Source organism: Nostoc cycadae WK-1 (assembly GCF_002897135.1).
Taxonomy (GTDB): Bacteria; Cyanobacteriota; Cyanobacteriia; order Cyanobacteriales; family Nostocaceae; genus Nostoc_B.
Window position 1 is genome coordinate 18031 of the sequence record NZ_DF978443.1, and the last position, 21369, is coordinate 39399.

The 21369-nt window shown below is 41.0% G+C and carries 22 protein-coding genes; 11 read left to right on the forward strand and 11 right to left on the reverse strand.

Going from position 1 to position 21369, the window contains the following annotated elements; genetic code table 11:
• Positions 1 to 104 precede the first annotated feature (104 nt).
• The 5 genes from trpA to NCWK1_RS25345 all read left to right on the forward strand — a co-directional run bounded on the left by trpA (position 105) and on the right by NCWK1_RS25345 (position 4472).
• Positions 105 to 908 carry a tryptophan synthase subunit alpha gene (trpA, locus tag NCWK1_RS25320; RefSeq protein ID WP_096577788.1) on the forward strand — a complete coding sequence of 268 codons (804 nt, stop codon included), beginning with the start codon at positions 105 to 107 and terminating at the stop codon, positions 906 to 908.
• A 280-nt stretch (positions 909 to 1188) separates the two neighbouring features.
• Complete coding sequence (locus NCWK1_RS25325) at positions 1189 to 1827, forward strand: heterocyst differentiation related protein (RefSeq protein ID WP_096577790.1); 639 nt, start codon at positions 1189 to 1191, stop codon at positions 1825 to 1827.
• Between the two features lie 110 nt (positions 1828 to 1937).
• Positions 1938 to 2384, forward strand: a complete 447-nt coding sequence (locus NCWK1_RS25330; RefSeq protein WP_103126611.1) for a MarR family winged helix-turn-helix transcriptional regulator — start codon at positions 1938 to 1940, stop codon at positions 2382 to 2384.
• Positions 2385 to 2826: 442 nt separating this feature from the next.
• Positions 2827 to 3795 carry a glutathione S-transferase family protein gene (locus NCWK1_RS25340; RefSeq protein ID WP_103126612.1) on the forward strand — a complete coding sequence of 323 codons (969 nt, stop codon included), beginning with the start codon at positions 2827 to 2829 and terminating at the stop codon, positions 3793 to 3795.
• Between the two features lie 224 nt (positions 3796 to 4019).
• Positions 4020 to 4472: a DUF3592 domain-containing protein gene (locus tag NCWK1_RS25345; protein WP_103126613.1), complete on the forward strand. Its 453-nt coding sequence runs from the start codon at positions 4020 to 4022 to the stop codon at positions 4470 to 4472.
• Positions 4473 to 4489: 17 nt separating this feature from the next.
• Here NCWK1_RS25345 and NCWK1_RS25350 read toward each other — a convergent pair whose 3' ends face one another.
• Positions 4490 to 4999, reverse strand: coding sequence for a GNAT family N-acetyltransferase (locus tag NCWK1_RS25350; RefSeq protein ID WP_103126614.1), 510 nt, complete (start codon positions 4997 to 4999; stop codon positions 4490 to 4492).
• A gap of 85 nt (positions 5000 to 5084) precedes the next feature.
• On the opposite strand from NCWK1_RS25350, the gene menH reads away from it, so the two are divergent.
• On the forward strand, positions 5085 to 5906 hold the full coding sequence (gene menH, locus NCWK1_RS25355; RefSeq protein ID WP_103126615.1) for a 2-succinyl-6-hydroxy-2,4-cyclohexadiene-1-carboxylate synthase: 822 nt from the start codon (positions 5085 to 5087) through the stop codon (positions 5904 to 5906).
• Between the two features lie 33 nt (positions 5907 to 5939).
• Here menH and NCWK1_RS25360 read toward each other — a convergent pair whose 3' ends face one another.
• Both NCWK1_RS25360 and NCWK1_RS25365 read right to left on the reverse strand, forming a co-directional pair.
• Positions 5940 to 6611 (reverse strand): glycoside hydrolase family 24 protein, encoded by a 672-nt coding sequence (locus NCWK1_RS25360; RefSeq protein ID WP_187308250.1) that lies wholly within the window; start codon positions 6609 to 6611, stop codon positions 5940 to 5942.
• Between the two features lie 128 nt (positions 6612 to 6739).
• A complete protein-coding gene (locus NCWK1_RS25365) occupies positions 6740 to 7396 on the reverse strand; it encodes an NAD(P)H-binding protein (protein ID WP_096577806.1) in 657 nt (218 codons plus the stop codon).
• A gap of 174 nt (positions 7397 to 7570) precedes the next feature.
• Between NCWK1_RS25365 and NCWK1_RS25370 the strand changes: the two genes are divergently transcribed.
• Entirely contained in the window at positions 7571 to 8251 is a 681-nt protein-coding gene (locus NCWK1_RS25370; RefSeq protein WP_103126617.1) for a DUF1997 domain-containing protein, read from the forward strand.
• A gap of 65 nt (positions 8252 to 8316) precedes the next feature.
• On the opposite strand, the gene NCWK1_RS25375 is transcribed toward NCWK1_RS25370, so the two are convergent.
• Positions 8317 to 8787: a DUF4079 domain-containing protein gene (locus tag NCWK1_RS25375; RefSeq protein WP_096577810.1), complete on the reverse strand. Its 471-nt coding sequence runs from the start codon at positions 8785 to 8787 to the stop codon at positions 8317 to 8319.
• 219 nt (positions 8788 to 9006) lie between these two features.
• Between NCWK1_RS25375 and NCWK1_RS25380 the strand changes: the two genes are divergently transcribed.
• The 3 genes from NCWK1_RS25380 (at position 9007) to NCWK1_RS25390 (ending at position 12758) form a co-directional block, all read left to right on the forward strand.
• Positions 9007 to 10284: an ankyrin repeat domain-containing protein gene (locus NCWK1_RS25380; RefSeq protein ID WP_103126618.1), complete on the forward strand. Its 1278-nt coding sequence runs from the start codon at positions 9007 to 9009 to the stop codon at positions 10282 to 10284.
• A gap of 176 nt (positions 10285 to 10460) precedes the next feature.
• Positions 10461 to 10919 (forward strand): GNAT family N-acetyltransferase, encoded by a 459-nt coding sequence (locus tag NCWK1_RS25385; RefSeq protein WP_245894989.1) that lies wholly within the window; start codon positions 10461 to 10463, stop codon positions 10917 to 10919.
• 477 nt (positions 10920 to 11396) lie between these two features.
• The gene (locus tag NCWK1_RS25390) at positions 11397 to 12758 is read left to right on the forward strand and encodes an NAD(P)/FAD-dependent oxidoreductase (RefSeq protein ID WP_103126620.1); all 1362 of its coding nucleotides are present in this window, start codon (positions 11397 to 11399) and stop codon (positions 12756 to 12758) included.
• Positions 12759 to 13011: 253 nt separating this feature from the next.
• Here the strand turns inward: NCWK1_RS25390 and NCWK1_RS25395 are convergent, their stop codons facing one another.
• The 3 genes from NCWK1_RS25395 to NCWK1_RS25405 form a co-directional block, all read right to left on the reverse strand.
• The gene (locus tag NCWK1_RS25395; RefSeq protein WP_103126621.1) at positions 13012 to 13404 is read right to left on the reverse strand and encodes a DUF309 domain-containing protein; all 393 of its coding nucleotides are present in this window, start codon (positions 13402 to 13404) and stop codon (positions 13012 to 13014) included.
• On the reverse strand, positions 13401 to 13766 hold the full coding sequence (locus NCWK1_RS25400) for a ferredoxin thioredoxin reductase catalytic beta subunit (RefSeq protein WP_096577818.1): 366 nt from the start codon (positions 13764 to 13766) through the stop codon (positions 13401 to 13403). Before NCWK1_RS25400 ends, NCWK1_RS25395 begins: the two co-directional genes overlap by 4 nt.
• A gap of 165 nt (positions 13767 to 13931) precedes the next feature.
• Positions 13932 to 15098, reverse strand: coding sequence for a DUF58 domain-containing protein (locus tag NCWK1_RS25405; RefSeq protein ID WP_103126622.1), 1167 nt, complete (start codon positions 15096 to 15098; stop codon positions 13932 to 13934).
• Positions 15099 to 15263: 165 nt separating this feature from the next.
• Here NCWK1_RS25405 and NCWK1_RS25410 point away from each other — a divergent pair, with 165 nt between their 5' ends.
• Positions 15264 to 17096 (forward strand): AAA family ATPase, encoded by a 1833-nt coding sequence (locus NCWK1_RS25410; RefSeq protein WP_103126623.1) that lies wholly within the window; start codon positions 15264 to 15266, stop codon positions 17094 to 17096.
• Between the two features lie 154 nt (positions 17097 to 17250).
• On the opposite strand, the gene guaA is transcribed toward NCWK1_RS25410, so the two are convergent.
• The 4 genes from guaA to NCWK1_RS25430 all read right to left on the reverse strand — a co-directional run bounded on the left by guaA (position 17251) and on the right by NCWK1_RS25430 (position 21262).
• Entirely contained in the window at positions 17251 to 18873 is a 1623-nt protein-coding gene (guaA, locus tag NCWK1_RS25415; RefSeq protein WP_103126624.1) for a glutamine-hydrolyzing GMP synthase, read from the reverse strand.
• 306 nt (positions 18874 to 19179) lie between these two features.
• Entirely contained in the window at positions 19180 to 20295 is a 1116-nt protein-coding gene (cbiD, locus tag NCWK1_RS25420; protein WP_103126625.1) for a cobalt-precorrin-5B (C(1))-methyltransferase CbiD, read from the reverse strand.
• A gap of 46 nt (positions 20296 to 20341) precedes the next feature.
• Entirely contained in the window at positions 20342 to 20641 is a 300-nt protein-coding gene (locus tag NCWK1_RS25425) for a DUF7734 family protein (protein WP_096577830.1), read from the reverse strand.
• Positions 20642 to 20668: 27 nt separating this feature from the next.
• The gene (locus tag NCWK1_RS25430) at positions 20669 to 21262 is read right to left on the reverse strand and encodes a DUF3177 family protein (RefSeq protein WP_096577832.1); all 594 of its coding nucleotides are present in this window, start codon (positions 21260 to 21262) and stop codon (positions 20669 to 20671) included.
• Between the last annotated feature and the right edge of the window lie 107 nt (positions 21263 to 21369).

A 21369-nucleotide genomic window follows, 5' to 3' on the forward strand; every position in this document is an offset into this window, starting at 1 on the left:
TCAATTCTGGGAGTAAGAGATATCAACTTCTGTAAGAATTAACCGTTTTCTAGTTTCTTGTGAATTCTTTTGACTATTGACCCTTGACTTTTGATTTTTGACTAATGACCGCCATTTCCGATCGCTTTGAAATCTTAAAACGGAATCAAGAGTGCGCTCTGATTCCGTTTATTACTGCTGGTGATCCAGATTTAGCCACCACCGCCTCTGCTTTGCAAATCCTCGATCGCAGTGGTGCTGACATAATTGAACTGGGTGTTCCCTATTCTGATCCTTTAGCCGATGGGCCAGTCATTCAAGCGGCTGCTACCCGCGCTTTACAAAAGGGAACGAAATTAGAAGGGGTTCTAGAAATGTTGCAAGGAATTACTCCCAGTTTGCAAGCGCCGATTAGTTTGTTTACCTACTACAACCCAATTCTGCACCGCGGTATTGAAAAGTTTCTTCAGCAAATTGCAGCGGCTGGTGTCGCAGGGTTGGTAGTACCTGATTTACCTTTAGAAGAAGCGGCTGGGTTGCTTAAACCGGCTGGTGAGATGGGGATTGATTTAACTTTATTGGTAGCACCTACTAGTTCTAGCGATAGAATTGAAGCGATCGCCCGTGCTTCTCAAGGGTTTATCTATTTAGTTAGCGTCACTGGTGTGACTGGGATGCGATCGCAAATAGAAGTACGAGTATCAGATTTGCTCCAACAAATTCGTAATGTTACTGATAAACCCATTGGGGTAGGTTTTGGCATTTCTCAAGTTGAACAAGCCCGTCAGGTAAGAGATTGGGGCGCAGATGCGGCAATTGTTGGTAGTGCTTTTGTCAAACGTTTGGCAGAAGGCACACCAGAAGAAGGGCTTCAGGCGATCGGTCAATTTTGCCAAAGTCTTAAATCTGCACTCAGAACTAAGGAATAGGGAGTAAGGAAGAATTATTAACCAATGACTAATGACTTTCTTGCCACCTAAGAAAAAGTAGATTAAGAATGTATAACAGTGCAGTTTTTTTACCCTAGTTTAGTAGACAATTTGACGTTTATGGTCTTGAATATTAACAGCAGATTGCAGGCTGTAAAAAAACTAGCTGATACTGCCGCTTATACTTGAAGTGTTTAGGTGAAGTTGAGTAAGTAAAAGATTATGAGTGTGAGAGTGTGTCAGTCACAAATGATTACGTCGCAGTTGAGGGGCAAAGGCGATGAGTGAGAGTATGGCATTTATCGGTGGAGTCGCTGTGGCTGGGCTGGCGGCTCTTGTTTTGCTCAAGGGAACAAATAATCCCTTACAACCTAACTTCGCTGTTACCCCCCAAATCCCCACTGTAGTTGCACCCCAGCTACAGCCACCCGTGCAATATCCATCCGCCTACGGACAACCTTATCCCAATACTCAGCCACCCACTGCGCCCAACCCTGAGCAACGCGCAGAATTTAATCAGTTAAAAGCTGACATGGATCGTTTAAAAAACGATAACGAACAGCTAAGGGTGCAGAACCAAAGGCTAATCGATGGTTTCAACGCTCAACAATTGCAATTAGCACAGCAAAAACAAACTGTAGCATCTGAAACATTGCAATCTCAAAATGCTTGGTGGACATCACCTATTGTTTGGGCTGTAGGAGGCGCGACGCTGACTGTTGGTGGTGGTATTGTTGTTGCTGGTGTCTTGGCTTTGTTTGGCCCTCGTAATCGTCCGACTCGTACGGTGCAGGTAATTCATCCTTATCAAGGTGGTTCTACAGCACCTTTGGTTCCTGTGCGTCGGGCTGAGTTTCTCCCGCCTTCCCGTCAAGAAGCTAGACGCGTTGAAGCACCAGAATACGACGAAATGCACTAGCAAGAAAATACTTGTTAATTAGATCAAGCATAAGGTGAAATCTTCGCCTTGATGCTTAATTTTTATCATAATGTTCTAACTAGAATAGTCTATTTAAATTATATATCCCTATGTCTGATTATTCAGCTAGAGCAGCTGCTCAAGAGCCGTTTATTCCGACTATGCGTGAATTAGTGCGAGCCTATCAAGCATTTTCCGCTTATTCAGAAGCTCACATCCGACAATTTGACCTCACACCAGCACAATTTGATGTTATTGCAACTCTGGGTAACACATCTGGTATGTGTATGGGAGAAATTGGTGAGAAAACTTTAATTACCAAAGGAACCCTGACAGGAGTGATAGACCGCTTGGAGAAAAAACACTTAGTACTGCGAGAAGTACCCGCAGACAACCGTCGTAGCGTTATTGTCAAACTCACCCATGAAGGAGAAGCCTTGTTTGAGGTGATATTTCCTCTCCATATTGCTCACCTCAAAGAACGCTTTGAGCAGTTAGAAAAGTCTGAATTAGAACTATTGCGAGTTTTACTCAGTCGCTTGTGTTTGGCTTTTTAGGCTAGTTCACCCTAATATTTCTAACTAGAATTAAACTAATTAGAAATAATTAAGCTAACTCATAACTCATTTACCAACAGTATTTATTTCTCATGGCGCATCGGATATACCAGTAAAATCTGCTGCTGTACAAAATTTTCTGCGCCAGTTTCCGCAGTTCATTCCTCAGCCAAACGCCAGTTACAATGTCAAGCCACCACTATGGGTAACAAAATTTGATGAATGATTGGCACAGGCGATCGCGCAAAATGATGTCAAAAGCCTGCTAAACTATCGCCAACTTGCTCCTTGTGCTTTAGATAACCATCCCACAGACGACACTTACTGCCGTTATTTGTGGCTGTGAGCGCAAGTGGTGTTCATAGCAGCTATACTTACGGCGTGTTTATTATGGCAGCAACGCTTTTGATGACATAACAGATTAATTAATATAGGCAAAAATATGGCATTAGGTAGATTAGTTAACGGTCAATGGACAACCGTCTGGACAGAACGCAACGAAAACGGCGAGTTTCAGCGAATGCCAACACAGTTTCATCATCAGATTACAGCAGATGGAGCCAGTGGATTTAGGGCAGAAGCAGGCCGATATCATCTATATGTTTCTTTAGGTTGTCCTTGGGCGCATCGCACTGTTTTATTACGCGCTTTGAAAGGGCTAGAAAAAGTTATTGGTCTTTCTATTGTTGACCCTGTAATTAGTGACCAAGGATGGAAGTTTTCTGATAAACCAGGATGTATTCGAGATAAAGTCAACCAAGCGGATTATCTTTGGCAAGTTTACACCAAAGCGAACCCAAATTATACCGGGCGAGTTACCGTCCCAGTGTTGTGGGATAAACATACACAAACTATTATCAATAATGAATCTCGCCAAATTATTTACATATTAAATACAGAGTTTAATTTCTTTGCTGAGAAGACGGTAGATTTTTATCCCAAATCGTTGCAAACTTTAATTGATAAAACTATAGATGCCATTTACCAACCGATAAATAATGGTGTATATCGTACTGGTTTTGCAACATCACAAACTGCTTACGAACAAGCACTCAAAGAATTATTTCTCGCACTAGAATATTGGGAAAAAGTTTTAGGTAAACAACCATATCTCTGCGGTGAAGAAATTACCTTAGCAGATTGGTGCTTATTTACTACTCTATTCCGATTTGACCTAGTATATTATGGTTTATTTAAGTGTAATATCAAGCGATTAGTTGAGCATCCTAATTTGTGGAATTATTGCCGAGAGTTATATCAATTTCCTGGTATCAAACAATGGTGTAATATCAGTCATATTAAACAGCTTTATTATGTAGGTTTACCAGAATTGAATCCTAATGGGATTGTACCACTAGGCCCGATCATTAATTTTGACTCACCTTATAATCGCCGCGATCGCCAAAATTAGATATTCTTTTCTAAAATTGCCTTTGCTAAATCAAAAATATCAATTATCATGTACCAAAATTTGGCGTTGCATAAATACGGGATGAAATCATAAAATTCTAATTTTCAAACTCTTGCTCTTTATGCCTTTGCGGCTTTGCGTAAGACAAAAAACATCCCATCAATCAGCAACGCCCAAAATTTTAGTACTCAAAGGCAAATATCTACCTAATTGTTAAAAATTATATGCAGAATGAAGATGTAAGCTTTTTTCGTTTATTTGGTTCTATATTTGCAGGTATTGGTAGTATTTTTGTCGTCACTGGTATCATAGTAGGAGTACATACTCGCAGTTTGATTGGCAAGTCCATCTCCGCTTCAGGAACTGTAATTGATTTAGTGAGACATACATCTAGAGATAGTAATGGTCGTTCTTCTACTGCTTATTATCCAGTAATAAGCTTTACTTCAAATTCTGGTAAGCCAATAGAATTTGAAGCCAATAGTGGTAGTAACCCACCAGCATATACTCAAGGTCAAAAGGTAGAAATTCTTTACAATCCTCAAGAGCCAGAATCTGCCAAGATAAACTCTTGGTTGGATTTATGGTTTTTACCTGCTATGCACACTGGCATGGGTTCACTTTTTGTAGTAATTGGTGGAATCCCTTTAGTCATATCGTTCTTGCCTAGAAAATAAGGCAGTGTGCGATCGCTTTAAACTTCATCAAAAGCAGGTGGATAAACAACCTTCCCCATATACTTTTGCTGATAGTTTTGCAGTGGTTTAACCATGAAAACATCCTCTGGTACTGGAAAGGGAGACTCGATTTTATAAAAAACAGAAGGCTGAAATCCAAAGCGAGTATAGAAATGGGGATGACCTAATACAATTACTATGGCTTCTCCTGTTACATCTGCTATTTTTAACCCTGCTTGTACCAGTGCGCTGCCAATACCTTGTCTTTGAAACTTTGGACGAACTGCCAAAGGCGCTAAACCGATTACCTGTAGGTTTTCTTCATTGACTAGGTTAATATAGCTAAATAAAATGTGGCCGACTACGATATCCTCAATTTCAGCAACTAGTGAAAGTTCTGGAATATAGCAGTCTGAATGGCGAATTTTATCTACAAGTTTAGCTTCATTTTCCTGTCCAAAGGCTAATATATTTACCTCAGCTATTGCTGGATAGTCTGGCAAAGTTTCGCAACGGATGTTAATCATTTCCTTTTACCTAACATAGCTTATTATGAATTTACCAAATAATCATAATTTTGTTTTTGAATAGTTAGTTTGTAATCACTAAAATATGCAAAAAAATTATAAATTTAATTATAAGTTAATTAACTCAAAAAACAAACAATTCATTCTTTTCTTGCACGGGTTTATTGGCAATTTAGATGAGTTTGATGAAGTTATACAATTGCTAGGTACAGAATTTTCTTATCTCACACTTGACCTTCCCGGACATGGTAAAACTCAAGTTTTAGGTGAAGATAAATACTATACAATTGAACAAACTGCTCAAGCTTTAATTAATTTATTAGATGAGTTGAATATCCCTAAATGCTTTTTAGTGGGTTACTCAATGGGTGGAAGATTAGCTTTATATCTCACATTGCATTTTCCTGAACGTTTTTACAAAGTTATATTAGAATCAGCTTCCCCTGGTTTGGCTACAGAACAAGAACGATTAGAACGTGTGAGAAAAGATGAACAAATAGCGAAAAAACTAACAAGATATGTTTCCAAAAATGAGTTTAGAGAATTTTTATTAAACTGGTATAATCAGCCGATTTTTGGTGTTATCAAAAATCATCCAGAATTTGCCAGTATGTTAGAGAGTCGGTTACAAAATCAACCGCTTGAGTTAGCTACGTCACTAAGATTCATGGGAACTGGAAGTCAGCCTTCTTTATGGGAAAAACTTAAAGATAATACAGTACCTTTGCTTTTACTAGTAGGTGAAAATGATGAGAAATTTTTAATTATTAACACAAATATAGCTAAAATAGACAAACTAGCTCAGGTAAAAATAATTAGTAATTCTGCTCACAATATTCACTTAGAAAGTACTAACGAATTTGTGCAGAACGTTCAAGAATTTTGCACTTTTTCACCGAAAACTTGAAAATTCGTATGATTACATTAATGTGTTTACCTTCTACTTCTTCTGAGGTGTAAGTGCTGGATTTGGTGTTATGGCAGATGCTGGTTGATTGGTTGTGGTTAACTCTTCCTTTAACATTTTTTGATAAATCTGAGGTAAAGAACTACTGATAGAATTAGTTTCTATTCCATATCCTAAACTTGTCCAAGTTGGAGATAAACGCCGTAACACTTCAATAATTTTGCCTTGACGCAGCAGTTTAGGAATATCCATTCCCCAAACTTGGGTATCGTTCAACCAACGATAAACTACCGTATCTTGAAATTCAGGCTCAAAACTATAAGCAGTCCAAAACACCATCCTCATAGGATTGGGGTGATAGCGCGGTGCAATATTATGCCAAGTAGTGTTGATAATTTGATATCTCCCCGCAGCAGTGGAACAATTACCTGTGTTTGGCCCGGTAACAATGGTGACGCAGATTTCTGGGTGGCGACTGAGGTCTGTTACTTGTTGTCCACCATATAGCAGAGAGTAAGGACGGTTCCCATTAGCTTCGCTGGCGGAAATAGTTCGCATTAAGGCGCGAATATAAGGGTCGCCGCCTTTCATGACTAGGGGTGGTTGATTATCATTAAAGACGGGATCGGAAGGCGATCGCAAATCTCCAAAGAGATACCACTGCAATAAGCATACAAAAGCCAGCAGCGCTGCGATCGGGCCGATTAATTTTTCAACGCCTTTAAGTTCAAAACGTTTCAGATTTTGACTCCTTTGTTTTTAGTCAATGGTCAATGGTCAATAGTTAATAGTCAATGGTAATTTCCTTTGACTATTAACTACAGACTCTAGACTCAGCATTGCTGAAATAACTCTCCAAAGGTTTTAGTACTAGCTTCTGGTTTAGCAACAATCTCAACAATTTTATTGCGGGCAGTTGGCTCAAAGAGTGCTTCCACAGAAACTTGGGCAACTTTTTGCCGAGGAATACTACCATCAAATAATGTATCTGCACTCTGCATGACGATCGCATCAGAGTTATCTTCATTTTTTAATCCACCAGGTCGCACAATAGTATAGGTGAGACCACTTTTTTGAATATATTCCTCGGCTTGTTTTTTCCAAACTAAAATCAGCCAGAACAGATTCAAAGGATGGAATAGCTGTGATGTACACAACGAAGAAACTAACACAAAATGCTCAATTCCTTTGGCTTTAGCTGCATCCACTAAATTTTTAGTACCTTCAAAATCTACTTTATATGGCCCAGTCGGATCAAAACTTGGTTTTGCCCCTGTCGCACACAGCAATACAGTACTGTCTCCTAAAGCTGTAGCGAGGTTTTCAGGTTGCAAGACATCACCTGCAAGCAATTCCACATCGGGGGGCAAAATCGCTCTAGCTTTTTCTACATCCCTCACCAAAGCACGTACGGGAATGTTACGCGCTACCAACTCTTGGACAATTCGGCGGCCTGTCTCACCTGTGGCCCCTGCTACAAATGCTTTCATAACAAACGCTATCCTAAAAAACTAGTATGTGATTTATCCGTATTTTAGTGATTTCATAAAGTTCATGACAGAATCTTGAAATTTCAGCCAAAATAAGATCTTGCCTGCGAAATCACCCAAGTAAGCTGGGAATTATAAATATAGCCAAACGCCAACTCAGAGGGGAATGCTTTGATGCTTTCAACAAACGGCGAATATCAATCCTTGGATATAAAAGAAACTGTTTTACCTGTAGAATCCAACTTAGTAGAAACTGATCATGTAGTTACAGATGCTACTTTAGCGGCACAAACACAGTTTTGTGGTTGCTACAGCGATTATATGGCGATGTATGCCCCAATACATCAAGTTGCTGAATATCTCAATGCTCATTCGTCGTGGTTTACACGTTGCGCTGAACCAATGAAGGTGAAGCCATTGGGAGAAAATGGCTATGCTTTGACTATTGGTCGTTTTGGCTCGTTTGGTTATGAAGTGGAGCCAAAAATTGGTTTAGAACTTTTACCACCGGAAGAAGGCATATATCGCATTCGGACTATCCCCATTCCTGATTATCAAGCACCAGGTTATGACGTAGATTATCGAGCATCAATGCAACTAAAAGAGTATGCCAATGATGATGCTGAGATTTCCACTGGAGTAACGCGAGTGGAATGGGATTTAGATTTAAAAGTTTATCTTCACTTTCCCAGATTTATTCAACGATTGCCCAAGTCTCTCATTCAATCTACAGGCGATCGCTTACTTAATCAAATTGTCCGCCAAGTTTCTCGCCGCTTAACTCGCAAAGTTCAAGAAGATTTTCATCAGTCTATAGGCATACCTTTTCCTGATAATTCTAAAAAGAAGCGGTAGGTCAAAAGTCAAGAGTCATTAGTCCAAAGATTTTTGACAATTGACTAATGACTCTTGACTAATAACTAAGCATTACTCAGAATTCTTTGTACAATTTGTACGCCAGTGATAGCCTGCCAAGTAAATAGACCTAAAATCACGAAATTCAACAAAATGTGAGTTACTCTTGCCCAATTGGCTCCTTTTTGCATAAAAGGAGATAGAGCAGCCGAAAAAGCGATTAAACTAGTCATGCCTAGCCCTGCAAGCAAGTGCGGCCCTACAAATAACTTTCCGTTATTAATATAGGTAACAGCCATCCCCCCAACTGCGCCTGCTACCATCAAAGCTAAGAGAATAGACCCAATTTGGTAGTGTTTGACGTTAAATTTACCTTTAATCAGTTCTTTCTTTTCTTCCCCTTGAGCGTTTCTGGTACGCTGTACTTGCAATCCCAAATAAGCAGCATAAAGTGAGAACGCTAAAAGTACCCACATCATTAGCGGGTGGAAAAAGTTAAGCCAGTATTTTACCGAGGGAGATATTTCCGGAGTCATCGTGTTCTCGCCCAATTCTTAAATCTTAATAAAAATTAGCATAAGTCCAAGGGTAATTCGTAGTTCGTAATTTGTAATTTGTAATTAATTAGTCATACTGGAGTGTGTTTACTCAGCACTCAGCGCTTTATCCAGACACCCCTATTGCAAAAGTACTTAAAGAATTTCAAACTAAATTTGGGGAATAGATGATAAAACTGCCCAGGCAGGATTTAATTCATGACTGAAAACAACGATGTCTTGCTGCTGAAGGCTGCGAAAAATGGTGATATCAAGCGGCTGAGTGAAATTCTCGCTGCTGGTGTCAAGGTGGATGGGTGCGATCGCGATGGGACGACGGCATTAATGTATGCTGCTAATTTAGGCTACACCGAAATTGTGCGATCGCTTTTAGATGCAGGGGCAAATATCAACTTGCCAAGAAAACGCTATAAGTTAACGGCGTTAATGTTGGCTGCTAGTAATCAACAAGTAGATATTGTGCAGCTTTTAGTATCGAGAGGTGCTGATGTTAATGCTATCAACGAGGATGGCAGCACTGCATTGATGGCAGCTGCACTCAAAGGTTATGTAGAGATAGTGCGGATATTACTCGCTGCTGGTGTGAAGGTAAATATTGCGGATAAAGATGATGACACTGCTTTAAAATTAGCAATCAAACAAGGACACGTAGCAGTTGTGCAGCTATTAGCACAAAATGGTGCAGATGTAAATCTTCAAGATGAAGATGGTGAGACACTCTTGATGATTGCGGCGGATTTGGGAAATTTGGATATTGTACAAGCATTGTTAGCGGCAGGCGCAGATGTAAATCTAAAAAACAGTGATGGTGGTACAGCGTTATCGGCCGCAGCGGCATCAGGTAATAGTGCGATCGCCTCTGCTTTACTAGATAAAGATGCCCAAATTAATTTGCAAGACAAAGACGGTGAAACAGCATTACATATTGCTGTTGTTGAAGGCCACCTAGATGTAGTGCAAGTTTTACTCAGTCGGGGTGCAAATGCCCAAATCAGAAATAATTTAGGCGACACACCCATGATAGTCGCTGTATTGCAAGGACACAGCGAAATTCTCGAAGCACTGCTGCGTTCTGGGGCAAATCTTTATGGAGCCGCGGAGATTCCTTTAATAACTGCAATATCCTTGGGATATACCCAAACCGTCAAAATCTTATTAGACTACGGTGCTGATCCCAATACTCTCGGTAATGACAGCCAGACTGCTCTACTCAAAGCTGCCAAACGCAATCAGACAGAAATTATTCAACTGTTACTAGCCAAAGGTGCAAATGTCAATTTTCAAGACATAGCCGGAGCAACAGCATTAATGTGGGCTGCCTCTGGAGGTCATACTGAGACTGTGCAGATATTACTGCAAGCTGGTGCAAACCCCAATTTAAAAAATCGTGGTGGTTATACAGCTTTGATGCTGGCAGAATTTAACGGATATCAAGATATAGTCAAGATTTTGCAACAAGCTGGCGCACAGGAATAATTGTGTCTGGTGAAAACCTATCATGAATCACACAATGAAATATTTGTAGCGATGGCGAAACCCAACAAAGTTTGGATGATGTTGGGTTCCGTTCCTGTAGCCAACCTACATTTGTAGCTTCATCATAATTCAGAATTAAGCAGTAAATTTCCCACAAATCCAAGGAGATGAGTCGAATGCAAATTCGAGAAGATGATCTAACAGGGAAAAAAATTTCTGACCTCTTGCAAGAACATCTCGACAATATGTATGAGATTACCCCACCTGAAAGCGTTCATGCTCTTGATATAGAGGCATTGCGTTCGCCTGATATAACTTTCTTTTCAGCGTGGGAAGGCGAAGAATTACTTGGATGCGGTGCATTGAAAGAACTCTCTTCAACAAGTGGTGAAGTCAAATCAATGCGTACTGTCAAGATTCACCGTCGCAAAGGTGTTGCCTCAAATATTCTGGAATACATTATTAAAGAAGCCCAACGGCGTGGTTATGATTGTCTGTATTTGGAAACAGGTTCTTTTGGTGAGTTCGCCCCAGCACGAGCTTTGTACATATGCTATGGGTTCGAGTATCAAGGCCCGTTTGCCGACTATGCCCAAGACCCGAACAGTATATTCATGGTGAGAAAACTGGTTTAGTTATGATCACCTCTTGCTTAGGTTGGGTGAAAGTGGAACCCCACAAATACCATGAAGAAAACCGCAAAATTTTCAACTACAAAAATATTTCTATTCAAACGGTAAAGTTGACGCTGCAATTATTTTACCTGTAACAATATTTTTTCAAATCATAATTTGGTGTTGGGTTACGGCGCAATATATATTTGCCGTGTTGCTATCAATATCTCTTGTGCGCCTGCCCCCAACCTTTTTTCTGTACACCTATCTCCTGCTATAAAATAATGTCCTTTGCAATGTATCTAAACAAAGGACGATAAACACTAAAGCTAAGAGGGCAATATATGAATGTAATGTGTATAACCTTGTCACTGTAGTCTTGCTCACCTTTATCTTTTCTTCATTTGTGCAAGATGAACAGAAAAATATATGACAAGTTTGATACATATTTGTTAAGAATAGTTACAGCACCCGTAACACTAGGAAATATTTCTTCTTATGGTAGACTCCCTTGAGAATAACCCAGCCCATCAAGTTGTGATCATTGGTGGCGGCTTTGGTGGACTGTACGCGGCAAAGGCACTTGCTAAGGCTAAAGTCAACGTTACGCTGATTGACAAACGGAATTTTCATTTGTTCCAACCATTGCTGTACCAAGTTGCCACAGGTACACTATCACCCGCTGATATTTCCTCACCCTTGCGTTCGGTACTCAGCAAGAGCAAAAATACAAAAGTGTTGCTGGGTGAAGTTAATGATATTGATCCCAATGCACAGCAAGTTTTGTTGGGTGATCAAGCGATACCATACGATACATTAATAGTGGCTACAGGTGCCAAGCATTCCTATTTTGGTAAAGATAACTGGGAAGATTCTGCCCCAGGTTTGAAAACCGTAGAAGATGCGATAGAAATGCGTCGCCGGATTTTCTCAGCTTTTGAAGCAGCCGAAAAAGAAACTGATCCAGAAAAACGTCGGGCTTGGTTAACTTTTGTGATTGTAGGTGGTGGCCCGACAGGGGTAGAACTAGCAGGTGCGATCGCCGAATTAGCCTATCAAACCCTCAAAGAAGATTTCCGCAACATCGACACCTCAGAAGCCAGAGTTTTACTTTTAGAAGGACTAGATCGGATTCTGCCACCCTTTGCACCAGAGTTATCCCAACAAGCAGAAGCATCATTACAACAATTGGGTGTCACTGTTCAAACAAAAACTTTAGTAACCAACATTGAAAACGATGTTGTCACCCTCAAGCAAGGGGATGAAGTTAAAGAAATCGCTGCAAAAACGGTATTATGGGCAGCGGGTGTCAAAGCTTCACCGATGGGTCAAGTTTTAGCCGAATCTACTGGTGCAGAGTGCGATCACGCCGGAAGAGTAATTGTTGAACCCGACTTAAGCATCAAAGGCTATCCCAATATTCATGTAGTCGGCGACTTAGCCAACTTCTCTCATCAAAATGGCAAACCGCTACCTGGTGTTGCACCAGTAGCTATGCAAGAGGGAGAATATGTTGCCAAATTAATTCAGCAAAAACTCAAAGGTAATACCTTACCTGCTTTTAACTATAGCGATCGCGGCAGTTTAGCCATGATTGGACAAAATCTAGCCGTTGTGGATTTAGGCTTTATCAAACTCAAAGGATTCTTTGCTTGGCTATTTTGGCTTGTGATTCATATCTACTTCTTAATCGAGTTTGATAACAAACTAGTAGTGATGATTCAGTGGGTATGGAATTATGTCACCCGCAAACGTGGCGCAAGATTGATTACTGGACAAAAATCGCCGCTACAAGTAGGTAACGAAGCACCTAGTAACTATTACAAAGCAACACCACCCAGAGAAATACTCAATGTCTAAAAACACAAAAGTAAAGAATATAGGACTTACGCAACGCTGATATTGTCATTGCGGCCGGAACGGAGTGTAGGGAAGCAATCCCAACGTCAGGGGAGATTACGTCGCTATCGCTCGTAATGACGGATTTACGTTAATTTTGCGTAAGTCCTAGAATAGTTGAACACCTTTCAAGCCTGATTAATTCATCAAAAAATTGGGGAGTAGAAAAATCTATTCCCCAATTTCTCATTCCTAATCACCTGATAAAACTTGACTAATCTTGAGATAGTACAATTATAGGTATAGGTAAAACTTGAGTTTGAAGCAATTCATCTGCGGAGATATTGTTTACGCTAGTTTGCTGTAATATCGTCAATAATGCTGCACTTTGGCTTAATAACTCATCTACATTAATACCGCCATAAGTATCTGGATAACGGCGTAGGCGGTTGCTGCCCTCTCCGAGTAAAATAACCGCACCGCGCAGATTATTATTTCTTAGATGATACAAGGCTACAGCAATTTGGAGAATACCCTGATAAAGAGTTTTTTCGGGTTCGCTGGCTTCGATCCACAAAGCCTCTAAGGTGTCATGACAGGCGTAAAACTGCCCAGAATTGAACTGTTCTACACCTTGCCAAAACTCTTGGGGCATAGTTTCGCTCATGCCATACTATCTCGTACTTCTTTAATAGTTTCGAGAGATATTTCTTGGCTTTCACCAGCAAACTCATTATCTGGTGTTAGAAATAGCATACAGTGACATTCTTTACGTTCTCTCATCGGCACGCAAGGACAGTTCCAATATGTAGCCTTGACTTCAGCTTCTTTGTCTTCGTAGTGGCGACAGGGACACAAAGGCGCACCTAAATCGTCTTTATGTTTGGCTAACCCTTCAATTACCACTGCTGTAACCGAAGGTTCACTACAGAAGTAAGTTCCAGTACGCTTGGCGTATTGTTCGGAAAAATGCCGCATTGCCTCTAGGCTTTTATCGCTGGAATTTGCGTTAACTTCTGATGTGATCATGTGGATCGGCCGCTCATAATTTAAATATTTCTTTGCATTGTACCTCAGCCTCAAGGTGCTGTTACTGGGGATATCTCCCCAACCTGAACAGATTCAATGATGATGTCTGACAAAAACCTGAATATATCAGTATTCATTAAAATATTGAATACATAGAATACTCATTTACAATGCTTGTATAGGTTTTTGTAGCTGAGTTTGCAATGCCTGTTCGCTCTGCACCACAACACCAGGGCAATCACGATTAACTAGCACTGATGTTTGATCTGAGGAATTATTATTTTGCCACAAAATCCAGCGACTACCTTGGGGTAAAGAAGATAGTGTCAGAGAATTTTGAGTTAACCAAATTAAAGGATAGTTTGGCACTTCTGTGGTGTTAGCATCTTCTGAAAATGTGGTAGCTGCTAAGGTTTCTAAAACAGTGGTATTGCCTTTAACTAAACTTGTCGATGCTGTCCAGAGTTTAACAGGCATCCCCATACGTTGTGTGTAAAAGTACAAACTCGCTGCGGCAATTACTGCTTGTTCAAAATCATCTTCTTGCCATTTACCAGCACTATCTAAGGCAATAACTATCTCTTGTCCACCTGTAACAACTTCTAACTCTCGGACTCTTAATTCCCCATAACGGGCGCTAGTTCGCCAATGAATCAGTCTGGTGGGGTCGCCGATGCGGTAGGGACGGAGCGATCGCACTAATCCCGATGTTGCAGTCTGCAAAGGTCGATTGATCGAATCGCCTTTTTTGCTTTCTTCTTGCCCCATTTCATCTACTAACGGGCAAGTGGTTAAAGGTAATACAGTCGGGTAAACAATGGCGATCGCCTCACAATCTCGCTGACGACGACACCAAAATAAACCTAAAGGTGCGCCAGTGCCTAATTCGACATTGTGCCAGCGATAAATACCTCGACGCTGAGTAGGGTGGTAGTAAACCCAACGGTAACTATTTTTACTAGAAATAATTTCAATCGCTTGTTTGATTGGCTTACCCAAAACAAAGGGCAAAATATCCTCGACTTGTAGCAAACTGACAGATTGTGCTGTAGGGTTGTGGATTTCTAATTCTACAGTCAGGTCATCCCCGGCGGAGACAGGTTGAATCGAACTGCGAGTGATAGTTAAACCAACAAGTGATCGCGGTGGTAAAACTGCCGCTACTGCTAACAGCGCCACACTCACACCGCTAATAGCATACAGCCAACCCGCCATCGTATTCACAGCCGCGCCAAAAAAACAAATAGCAATTCCCGCAAGCACCCAACCGCCGTATGTCGGCGTACTTGCGCGATTTTCTAACCAATTGGTGATAGGTTTGATGATTTTCATGTTTCTTTTTTAACCCAACATCACCGAAAGTTCACAGTATATTAGCTGTTGAAAGTAGTAGAAAAATCGCCAACGTTTGCCAGAAATCGGAAAATTTCCTTAAGTAGTAGTACAAAAGTATTTAGTTGCAGATACAAAATTACTTAAAGTTATTAAGTGCATACAATGTATCTCCGTGAATGCTTTATTGAGAATGTTGGCCCGATTAATTCGCTTGATGTGTCGTTAAGTTTGAACACTATAGGAAATCCAAAACCTATAATTTTGGTGGGTAAGAATGGAACAGGGAAGACAATTTTCCTAGCCTATATTCTGGATGCACTAGCAGAGTTAGCAAAGAAAACGTTTAGGGACGTAGTTGTAGGGCAGCAAATTGGGCATAGTCCGTTTTTTAAGGTAACAAGTGGTGGAGATACTCGATCCCTATCTGGAAGCAGTCTCAGTCTTCTAGAATTTTCTGATGCAAATAGTCAGTTCTGTTATGTAGAAAAAGTTGGTCAAATAGATCCACAAATTTACGTCACAAAGTTGCAAGGTCGTTTTCAGTCAGTACAATCATGGCCAGAGAATGAACAGTTTCATAAGGTCGTTACAGGAGACGAGAAGAAAATAGAAACTTTTTTTCAGAGCGGAGCAGTCTGCTTTTTTCCATCGTCACGTCACGAGCGTCCTCACTGGTTAAATCTTAGAGCAATAGACGATCAACCTCTATTTGGCAAAAATCAGCGGATGTCAGGGGTACTTGGTAAACCATTGATCATTGAACGGGCTGCTGAGGATAATCGTCAGTGGTTGATGGATGTTCTACTTGACTCGCTTGTAGATGGACATTTTGTTGCAGAAAAGATTACTCCTGAAGGTAATACCCAATTGCAATGGCAAGCACTCTCAAACCTTTCAGACAAGTGGTTGCTCAAATTTGGAAGAAAGAACGTTGAATTACTACTTCGTTCAGTTCTTGAAGATGAAAGTGCTGAAATGGTACTCAACTATCGGAATGCACTACATGGACGGGTGGCTATTCGTCTTGGAAATGGCGTTTTAGTTCCATCTCTAATGCACCTTTCAGCAGGGCAAGCTTTGCTCTTCAATCTCTTTGCCACGATTATTCGTTATGCAGATCGAGGAGATATTCAAAAAAGTATTCATCTGCATGAAATTAATGGGATTGTTCTAATTGATGAAATTGATGCTCACCTACACACAGATTTACAGTACGAAGTACTTCCTAAGCTAGTTAAGCTTTTTCCAAAGGTACAGTTTATTATCACCTCGCACGCACCACTCTTTCTACTCGGTATGGAGCGTGAGTTTGGCACTGATGGGATACAGATTTTAGAAATGCCTACAGGTAGAAAAATTAGCACTGAAAGGTTTGAGGAGTTTTTAAAATCATTTGAGTATTACTGCCAGACCCGGAGCTTTGAGGATGCACTTGAGCAACAAGTGTTAAAGACATCTAAGCCTCTAATATTGACTGAAGGACAAACGGATGTTCTCTACATCCAAACTGCCCTTGAATTGTTAGGATACACAGAACTTTTAGAGCAATTAGAAATTGATGAAGTGGGAAAATCAGGAAAAGAAGGCGTAAAAGGTGGTGGGCATACTAACTTAGATGCTGCACGAAAATTTCTAGAAAATAATCAAACCCGATTCCCTCGACGAGTATTGTTTCTTTATGACTGTGATACAAAGAAAGAGCCGGAAGATGTTGGCTCTCTCTCAATTCGTCGTATACCTCAGAACACTCAAAATACCAAAGTAACAAAAGGTATTGAAAATCTATTACCAATTGAGTTGTTTAAAGAGGAATTTTATCCAAAACGAATAAAAACTACAGAATATGGTGAAGAACAAACTATTAGCAATTTTCTCAAGCCGCAGTTCTGCGAATGGGTATGTCAAGAACGGCAAGAACGGAATGATTTTCTTCGGTTTGAAGCATTATTAGTACCAATTATTCAGGAATTTCTTTCACTTGAGACAACAATATGAGTATCGTGAAATTGTCTTTTAAGTAATGGCACGCTGAATCGTCATAGAGGTTTGAATATTCTAAATTATCGATAATTTTGAAAAATTGAGGTGGGTATTTCCCACCTCAATTTTTCATTTAAAATTAATTGTACTCATCAACACGTCCACCTAATTACTCCCATTCGATGGTTCCAGGTGGCTTAGATGTGATGTCGTAAACTACGCGATTCACACCTTTAACTTCATTGACAATTCGGTTAGAAATTACTTCCAAAATTTCATAAGGAAGACGCGCCCAATCTGCGGTCATACCGTCTTCACTGGTAATAATCCGCAAAACTACAGGATGAGCATAGGTACGTTTGTCACCCATCACGCCGACGCTGCGAATTGGCAATAATACAGCAAAGGCTTGCCAAACTTCGTTGTATAGTCCGCGTTGATTGATTTCTTGGCGGACAATTAAATCGGCATCGCGGAGAATATTCAACCTTTCGGCGGTGACTTCACCGATGATGCGAATTGCTAAACCAGGGCCGGGGAAGGGTTGGCGTTGGACGATTTCTTCTGGTAAACCAATAGAACGACCAACTTTGCGGACTTCATCTTTAAAGAGTTTCCGCAGGGGTTCAACTAATTTAAATCGCAAATCTTTGGGTAAACCGCCGACGTTGTGATGGCTTTTAATTTTGACTGCTACCCGTTCACCTGTTTGGGGGTCAACGTTGGTATCGGCAGATTCGATGACATCTGGATAAAGTGTGCCTTGGGCTAAATAATCAAAGGGGCCGAAGTGCTTGGATGCTTCTTCAAATGTGCTAATGAATTCGTGACCGATGCGGCGGCGTTTTTCTTCGGGGTCGGTGACACCAGCGATGGTATCTAAGAAGCGATCGCGGGCATTGACATATTCTACAGGGATATGAAACTGTTCTTGGAATAATTTCACTAACCGTTCTGGCTCATATTTCCGCATGAAGCCTTGGTCAATAAATACACAAGTCAGCTGATCACCGATCGCTTTATGCAATAAAAAGGCTAGGGTAGAAGAATCAACTCCCCCAGATAATGCCAAAAGTACGCGTTTATCGCCAACTTTACCGCGAATTTCCCGGATTGCTTCTTCGACAAAGGCGGCGGTTGTCCAGGTAGGTTCGCATTCGCAGATATGATAAACAAAGTTGCGAATTAGAGCTAAACCACCAATGGAATGTACAACTTCGGGGTGGAACTGCACACCATACAGTTTCTTTTCGTGGTCGGCGACGGCTGCACAAGGGGTATTTTCTGTATGTGCCAAGACTTCAAAACCCGGTGGCATTTTGACCACGGAGTCGCCGTGACTCATCCACATGGTTGTGCCATCTTCCACATTGGTTAATAGATCGGTGGGATCATCTATATATAATGAGGCTTTGCCGTATTCACCGCGATCAGCTTTGGCAACTTCCCCACCAAGTTGGTTGACCATTAATTGCATCCCATAACATACGCCCAGAATGGGAATGCCTAGATGCCAAATTGCTGGGTCACAATGGGGAGCTTTTTCGTTATAAACTGAACTCGGCCCACCAGAGAGAATGATACCTTTGGGGTTGAGTTGCTGTAATTGTTCCGCTGTAGTGCGATAAGAGAGAACTTCAGAATATACTTGAGTTTCGCGGATGCGTCGGGCAATTAGTTCGGAATACTGAGAGCCAAAATCGAGAATAACAATCATTTGACGATCAAGCCGCCTCAACTCTTCTACTGGTTGAGGCGCTTGTTCGGTTAGTAGAGTCACCGCTGTATTCATGATGGGGGAGTTTGAATGAAGTAGTAGATAGTTGCACAGTAATCTGACAAAAATACCATCTATAGCCTTGGTCAAATAGATGAGAACAATCTTGATTGCACAAAGCTAGTAACTGGTTATATACTCAGCACTTTGCTCTATTTGCTTTCTGCGGCTGGTAAATGGTAAAGGAGTCCCCTACAAACGCAGGTTAGAAAACGTTTGCTTGGCTAATCAGTCTGACATAGTATTAGAAGGAATAACTTACCCTAGAGTGGTTACTGAAAAAGCTATTTATGTAGATTATTAATGATTATTCATAATAAGTTAACATAATTTTCCGGTTAAGAAACAAGCAGTTTTACTCTTTACAATAATTTTGCGATCGCGGTCAAAGAGAATTGAGCCACAAGTTGCTACGGCTGTACCTCGGTTATTATGGCTTTCCATGTATTCTTGAGAACGCGTATCTATGGCTTGGGCGATCGCACCATAAACTAAATTCACCCAATCACTACCACTAGAAACATCTAATTCTCTTAAATATTTCAGTGCTGCTTCCGCCGTGGCACTATTAAATACTACTTGTATATCTGATGACTGTATCCCCGCCAAAGCACAGTGGGCTGCTAAAATTTCCCGCCGTCCATCAGCTAAATGATGATGGGTGTGAAAAATCCCTCCCGCGAGTTTTAGCAACTTGCCGTGATAACCAAACAATAAGATTTCTTTAACGCCCAAAGCATCCGCTTCAACTAACATTGGCCCTAACCAGTTAGCCGTTTTCACCAATTGTTCGGGATTAATCCCAAGTTTTTGCGCTAAATCTAAGCCGTTCTCACCAATACAAAATACCAAACTATTAAAAAGGCTGGCTTTTTGTTGTAATTCTGTCCGAAAAGCCGCTAACTGATCTGGTGAACTTAAAGGTTGAGAAATCCCGGTTGTCCCTAACAGCGAAAGTCCTTCCACTACACCAAAGGCAGCATTAGAAGTCCGCACAGCGAGCGATCGCCCGAACGGTAAAATAATTGTGACTGTAATTTTCTCGCTCGGTGTGAGCATCCGCTGCAAGTTCTCTTGCAATAACCTTTGGGCATAACTATAAATCGCCGACTGTTCATCTGCATTGAGAATTTTGCCAATTCCTTCCCCACCTTTAATTGTGACTGCTGACTCCGTTTCTCCACCCCATTCCACCATTGCCCAAATTGGTGTATCGCGCGTGAGGTCAAGATTATCACCAGGGTCACTCCGTGTAATTGCCAGCGCTATATTTTCTGATAGCCCAGCTACTTGTTCAATTGGTATTTCAGCGATTTGCGGCGGTGTAATTAAATCAACCGCCACATTTGGCAAAGGCTGACCTTGGCGTAACCAATGTAACGCCGCCATCGCCCCAGCACAAGCAAAGACAGGTAAAGTATATCCAGAACGAGTCATTTATTATTTCTCTCCCCTGCACCCCTGCACCTCTGCCCCCCTGCTTCTATACTCCCACTTCTACTAATAAAGCTTGCATTGCTTCCCAAGAGATGCCTTTGTCGATGTAGCGGGGTGCTTCAGGATTATAGGGACTAGCGATGCGATCAATACTTAGAATTGTGGCTGCATCTAATAGCACTGGGACATCAGGATCAAACGCTGTGGGGCGCATCAAAGAACTTGAAAAACCTTTAAAAACCGCAATTTTGTCTTGTTCATCGGCTATTTCCACCGTGATCAATAAAACTTCTTGGGGGCGTTTGGTGGTGTACTGTTCTAGGCGCTTGCCAATGGAATTATTCATCAAATTGGAACTTTGGCTTTAATTTAATTACTGAGGTGTAGCTGAACGTCCTTGTTTACCCAGCTTAATGAGAACAAAGTAGCTTAAGTAAAGCACATAAATGACTAAAAAGATGATGCCCAGAAAACCGAGAAATCCAGGCTTGCTGTTGTGATGGAAATAGTCTTTAAAGAGTAAGGGGGCTTCAAACCAGACTCGACAATAGGGCGTTTTTATGGCTGTTTCGGAAAAAGCACAACCGATAAACGGGAGAAAAGCGATCGCACCCAGCAGGCTATAAACTGTCACAGCCCAACGCCAAGAGGTAAAAATCAGCTTCAACGGGCCACTTGGTTGATACTCAATTTCATCATTGAGATCCACCCAAAACCACAGAGAAATGGGGATCAAAATCCGTGCTATCAACCCGGAAATAAAGCTGACTGGATACTCAGCTATCATCAAGTAAATTGTAATTGCCAAAAGACTAGCAACTCGCCAGTAAATCATTAACAGGCGTTGTATACCTTCGGCCTTTTGTACAAATGCCCAAATTAGCAGAATCAGGGGAATAATCAACGTAAATAATACTGCTAGTCGATAATCAGCCCAAATATATGGGCGAAACCAAACGTCTTCCATTGTTGTTGCCAGACGATAAATAAAAAGTTTGCATGAAGAACAGATATTTAATATAACGGATACTTCTGCAAATACTTTAAATAGTCATGCAAAATAAATTACTCCGT

Excerpts from the sequence above, each read along its gene's own strand:
- trpA (WP_096577788.1), top strand. The coding sequence starts at position 105 with ATGACCGCCATTTCCGATCGCTTTGAAATCTTAAAACGGAATCAAGAG.
- NCWK1_RS25325 (WP_096577790.1), top strand. The coding sequence starts at position 1,189 with ATGAGTGAGAGTATGGCATTTATCGGTGGAGTCGCTGTGGCTGGGCTG.
- NCWK1_RS25330 (WP_103126611.1), top strand. The coding sequence starts at position 1,938 with ATGTCTGATTATTCAGCTAGAGCAGCTGCTCAAGAGCCGTTTATTCCG.
- NCWK1_RS25340 (WP_103126612.1), top strand. The coding sequence starts at position 2,827 with ATGGCATTAGGTAGATTAGTTAACGGTCAATGGACAACCGTCTGGACA.
- NCWK1_RS25345 (WP_103126613.1), top strand. The coding sequence starts at position 4,020 with ATGCAGAATGAAGATGTAAGCTTTTTTCGTTTATTTGGTTCTATATTT.
- NCWK1_RS25350 (WP_103126614.1), bottom strand. The coding sequence starts at position 4,999 with ATGATTAACATCCGTTGCGAAACTTTGCCAGACTATCCAGCAATAGCT.
- menH (WP_103126615.1), top strand. The coding sequence starts at position 5,085 with ATGCAAAAAAATTATAAATTTAATTATAAGTTAATTAACTCAAAAAAC.
- NCWK1_RS25365 (WP_096577806.1), bottom strand. The coding sequence starts at position 7,396 with ATGAAAGCATTTGTAGCAGGGGCCACAGGTGAGACAGGCCGCCGAATT.
- NCWK1_RS25370 (WP_103126617.1), top strand. The coding sequence starts at position 7,571 with ATGCTTTCAACAAACGGCGAATATCAATCCTTGGATATAAAAGAAACT.
- NCWK1_RS25375 (WP_096577810.1), bottom strand. The coding sequence starts at position 8,787 with ATGACTCCGGAAATATCTCCCTCGGTAAAATACTGGCTTAACTTTTTC.
- NCWK1_RS25380 (WP_103126618.1), top strand. The coding sequence starts at position 9,007 with ATGACTGAAAACAACGATGTCTTGCTGCTGAAGGCTGCGAAAAATGGT.
- NCWK1_RS25385 (WP_245894989.1), top strand. The coding sequence starts at position 10,461 with ATGCAAATTCGAGAAGATGATCTAACAGGGAAAAAAATTTCTGACCTC.
- NCWK1_RS25390 (WP_103126620.1), top strand. The coding sequence starts at position 11,397 with ATGGTAGACTCCCTTGAGAATAACCCAGCCCATCAAGTTGTGATCATT.
- NCWK1_RS25395 (WP_103126621.1), bottom strand. The coding sequence starts at position 13,404 with ATGAGCGAAACTATGCCCCAAGAGTTTTGGCAAGGTGTAGAACAGTTC.
- NCWK1_RS25400 (WP_096577818.1), bottom strand. The coding sequence starts at position 13,766 with ATGATCACATCAGAAGTTAACGCAAATTCCAGCGATAAAAGCCTAGAG.
- NCWK1_RS25405 (WP_103126622.1), bottom strand. The coding sequence starts at position 15,098 with ATGAAAATCATCAAACCTATCACCAATTGGTTAGAAAATCGCGCAAGT.
- NCWK1_RS25410 (WP_103126623.1), top strand. The coding sequence starts at position 15,264 with ATGTATCTCCGTGAATGCTTTATTGAGAATGTTGGCCCGATTAATTCG.
- guaA (WP_103126624.1), bottom strand. The coding sequence starts at position 18,873 with ATGAATACAGCGGTGACTCTACTAACCGAACAAGCGCCTCAACCAGTA.
- cbiD (WP_103126625.1), bottom strand. The coding sequence starts at position 20,295 with ATGACTCGTTCTGGATATACTTTACCTGTCTTTGCTTGTGCTGGGGCG.
- NCWK1_RS25425 (WP_096577830.1), bottom strand. The coding sequence starts at position 20,641 with ATGAATAATTCCATTGGCAAGCGCCTAGAACAGTACACCACCAAACGC.
- NCWK1_RS25430 (WP_096577832.1), bottom strand. The coding sequence starts at position 21,262 with ATGGAAGACGTTTGGTTTCGCCCATATATTTGGGCTGATTATCGACTA.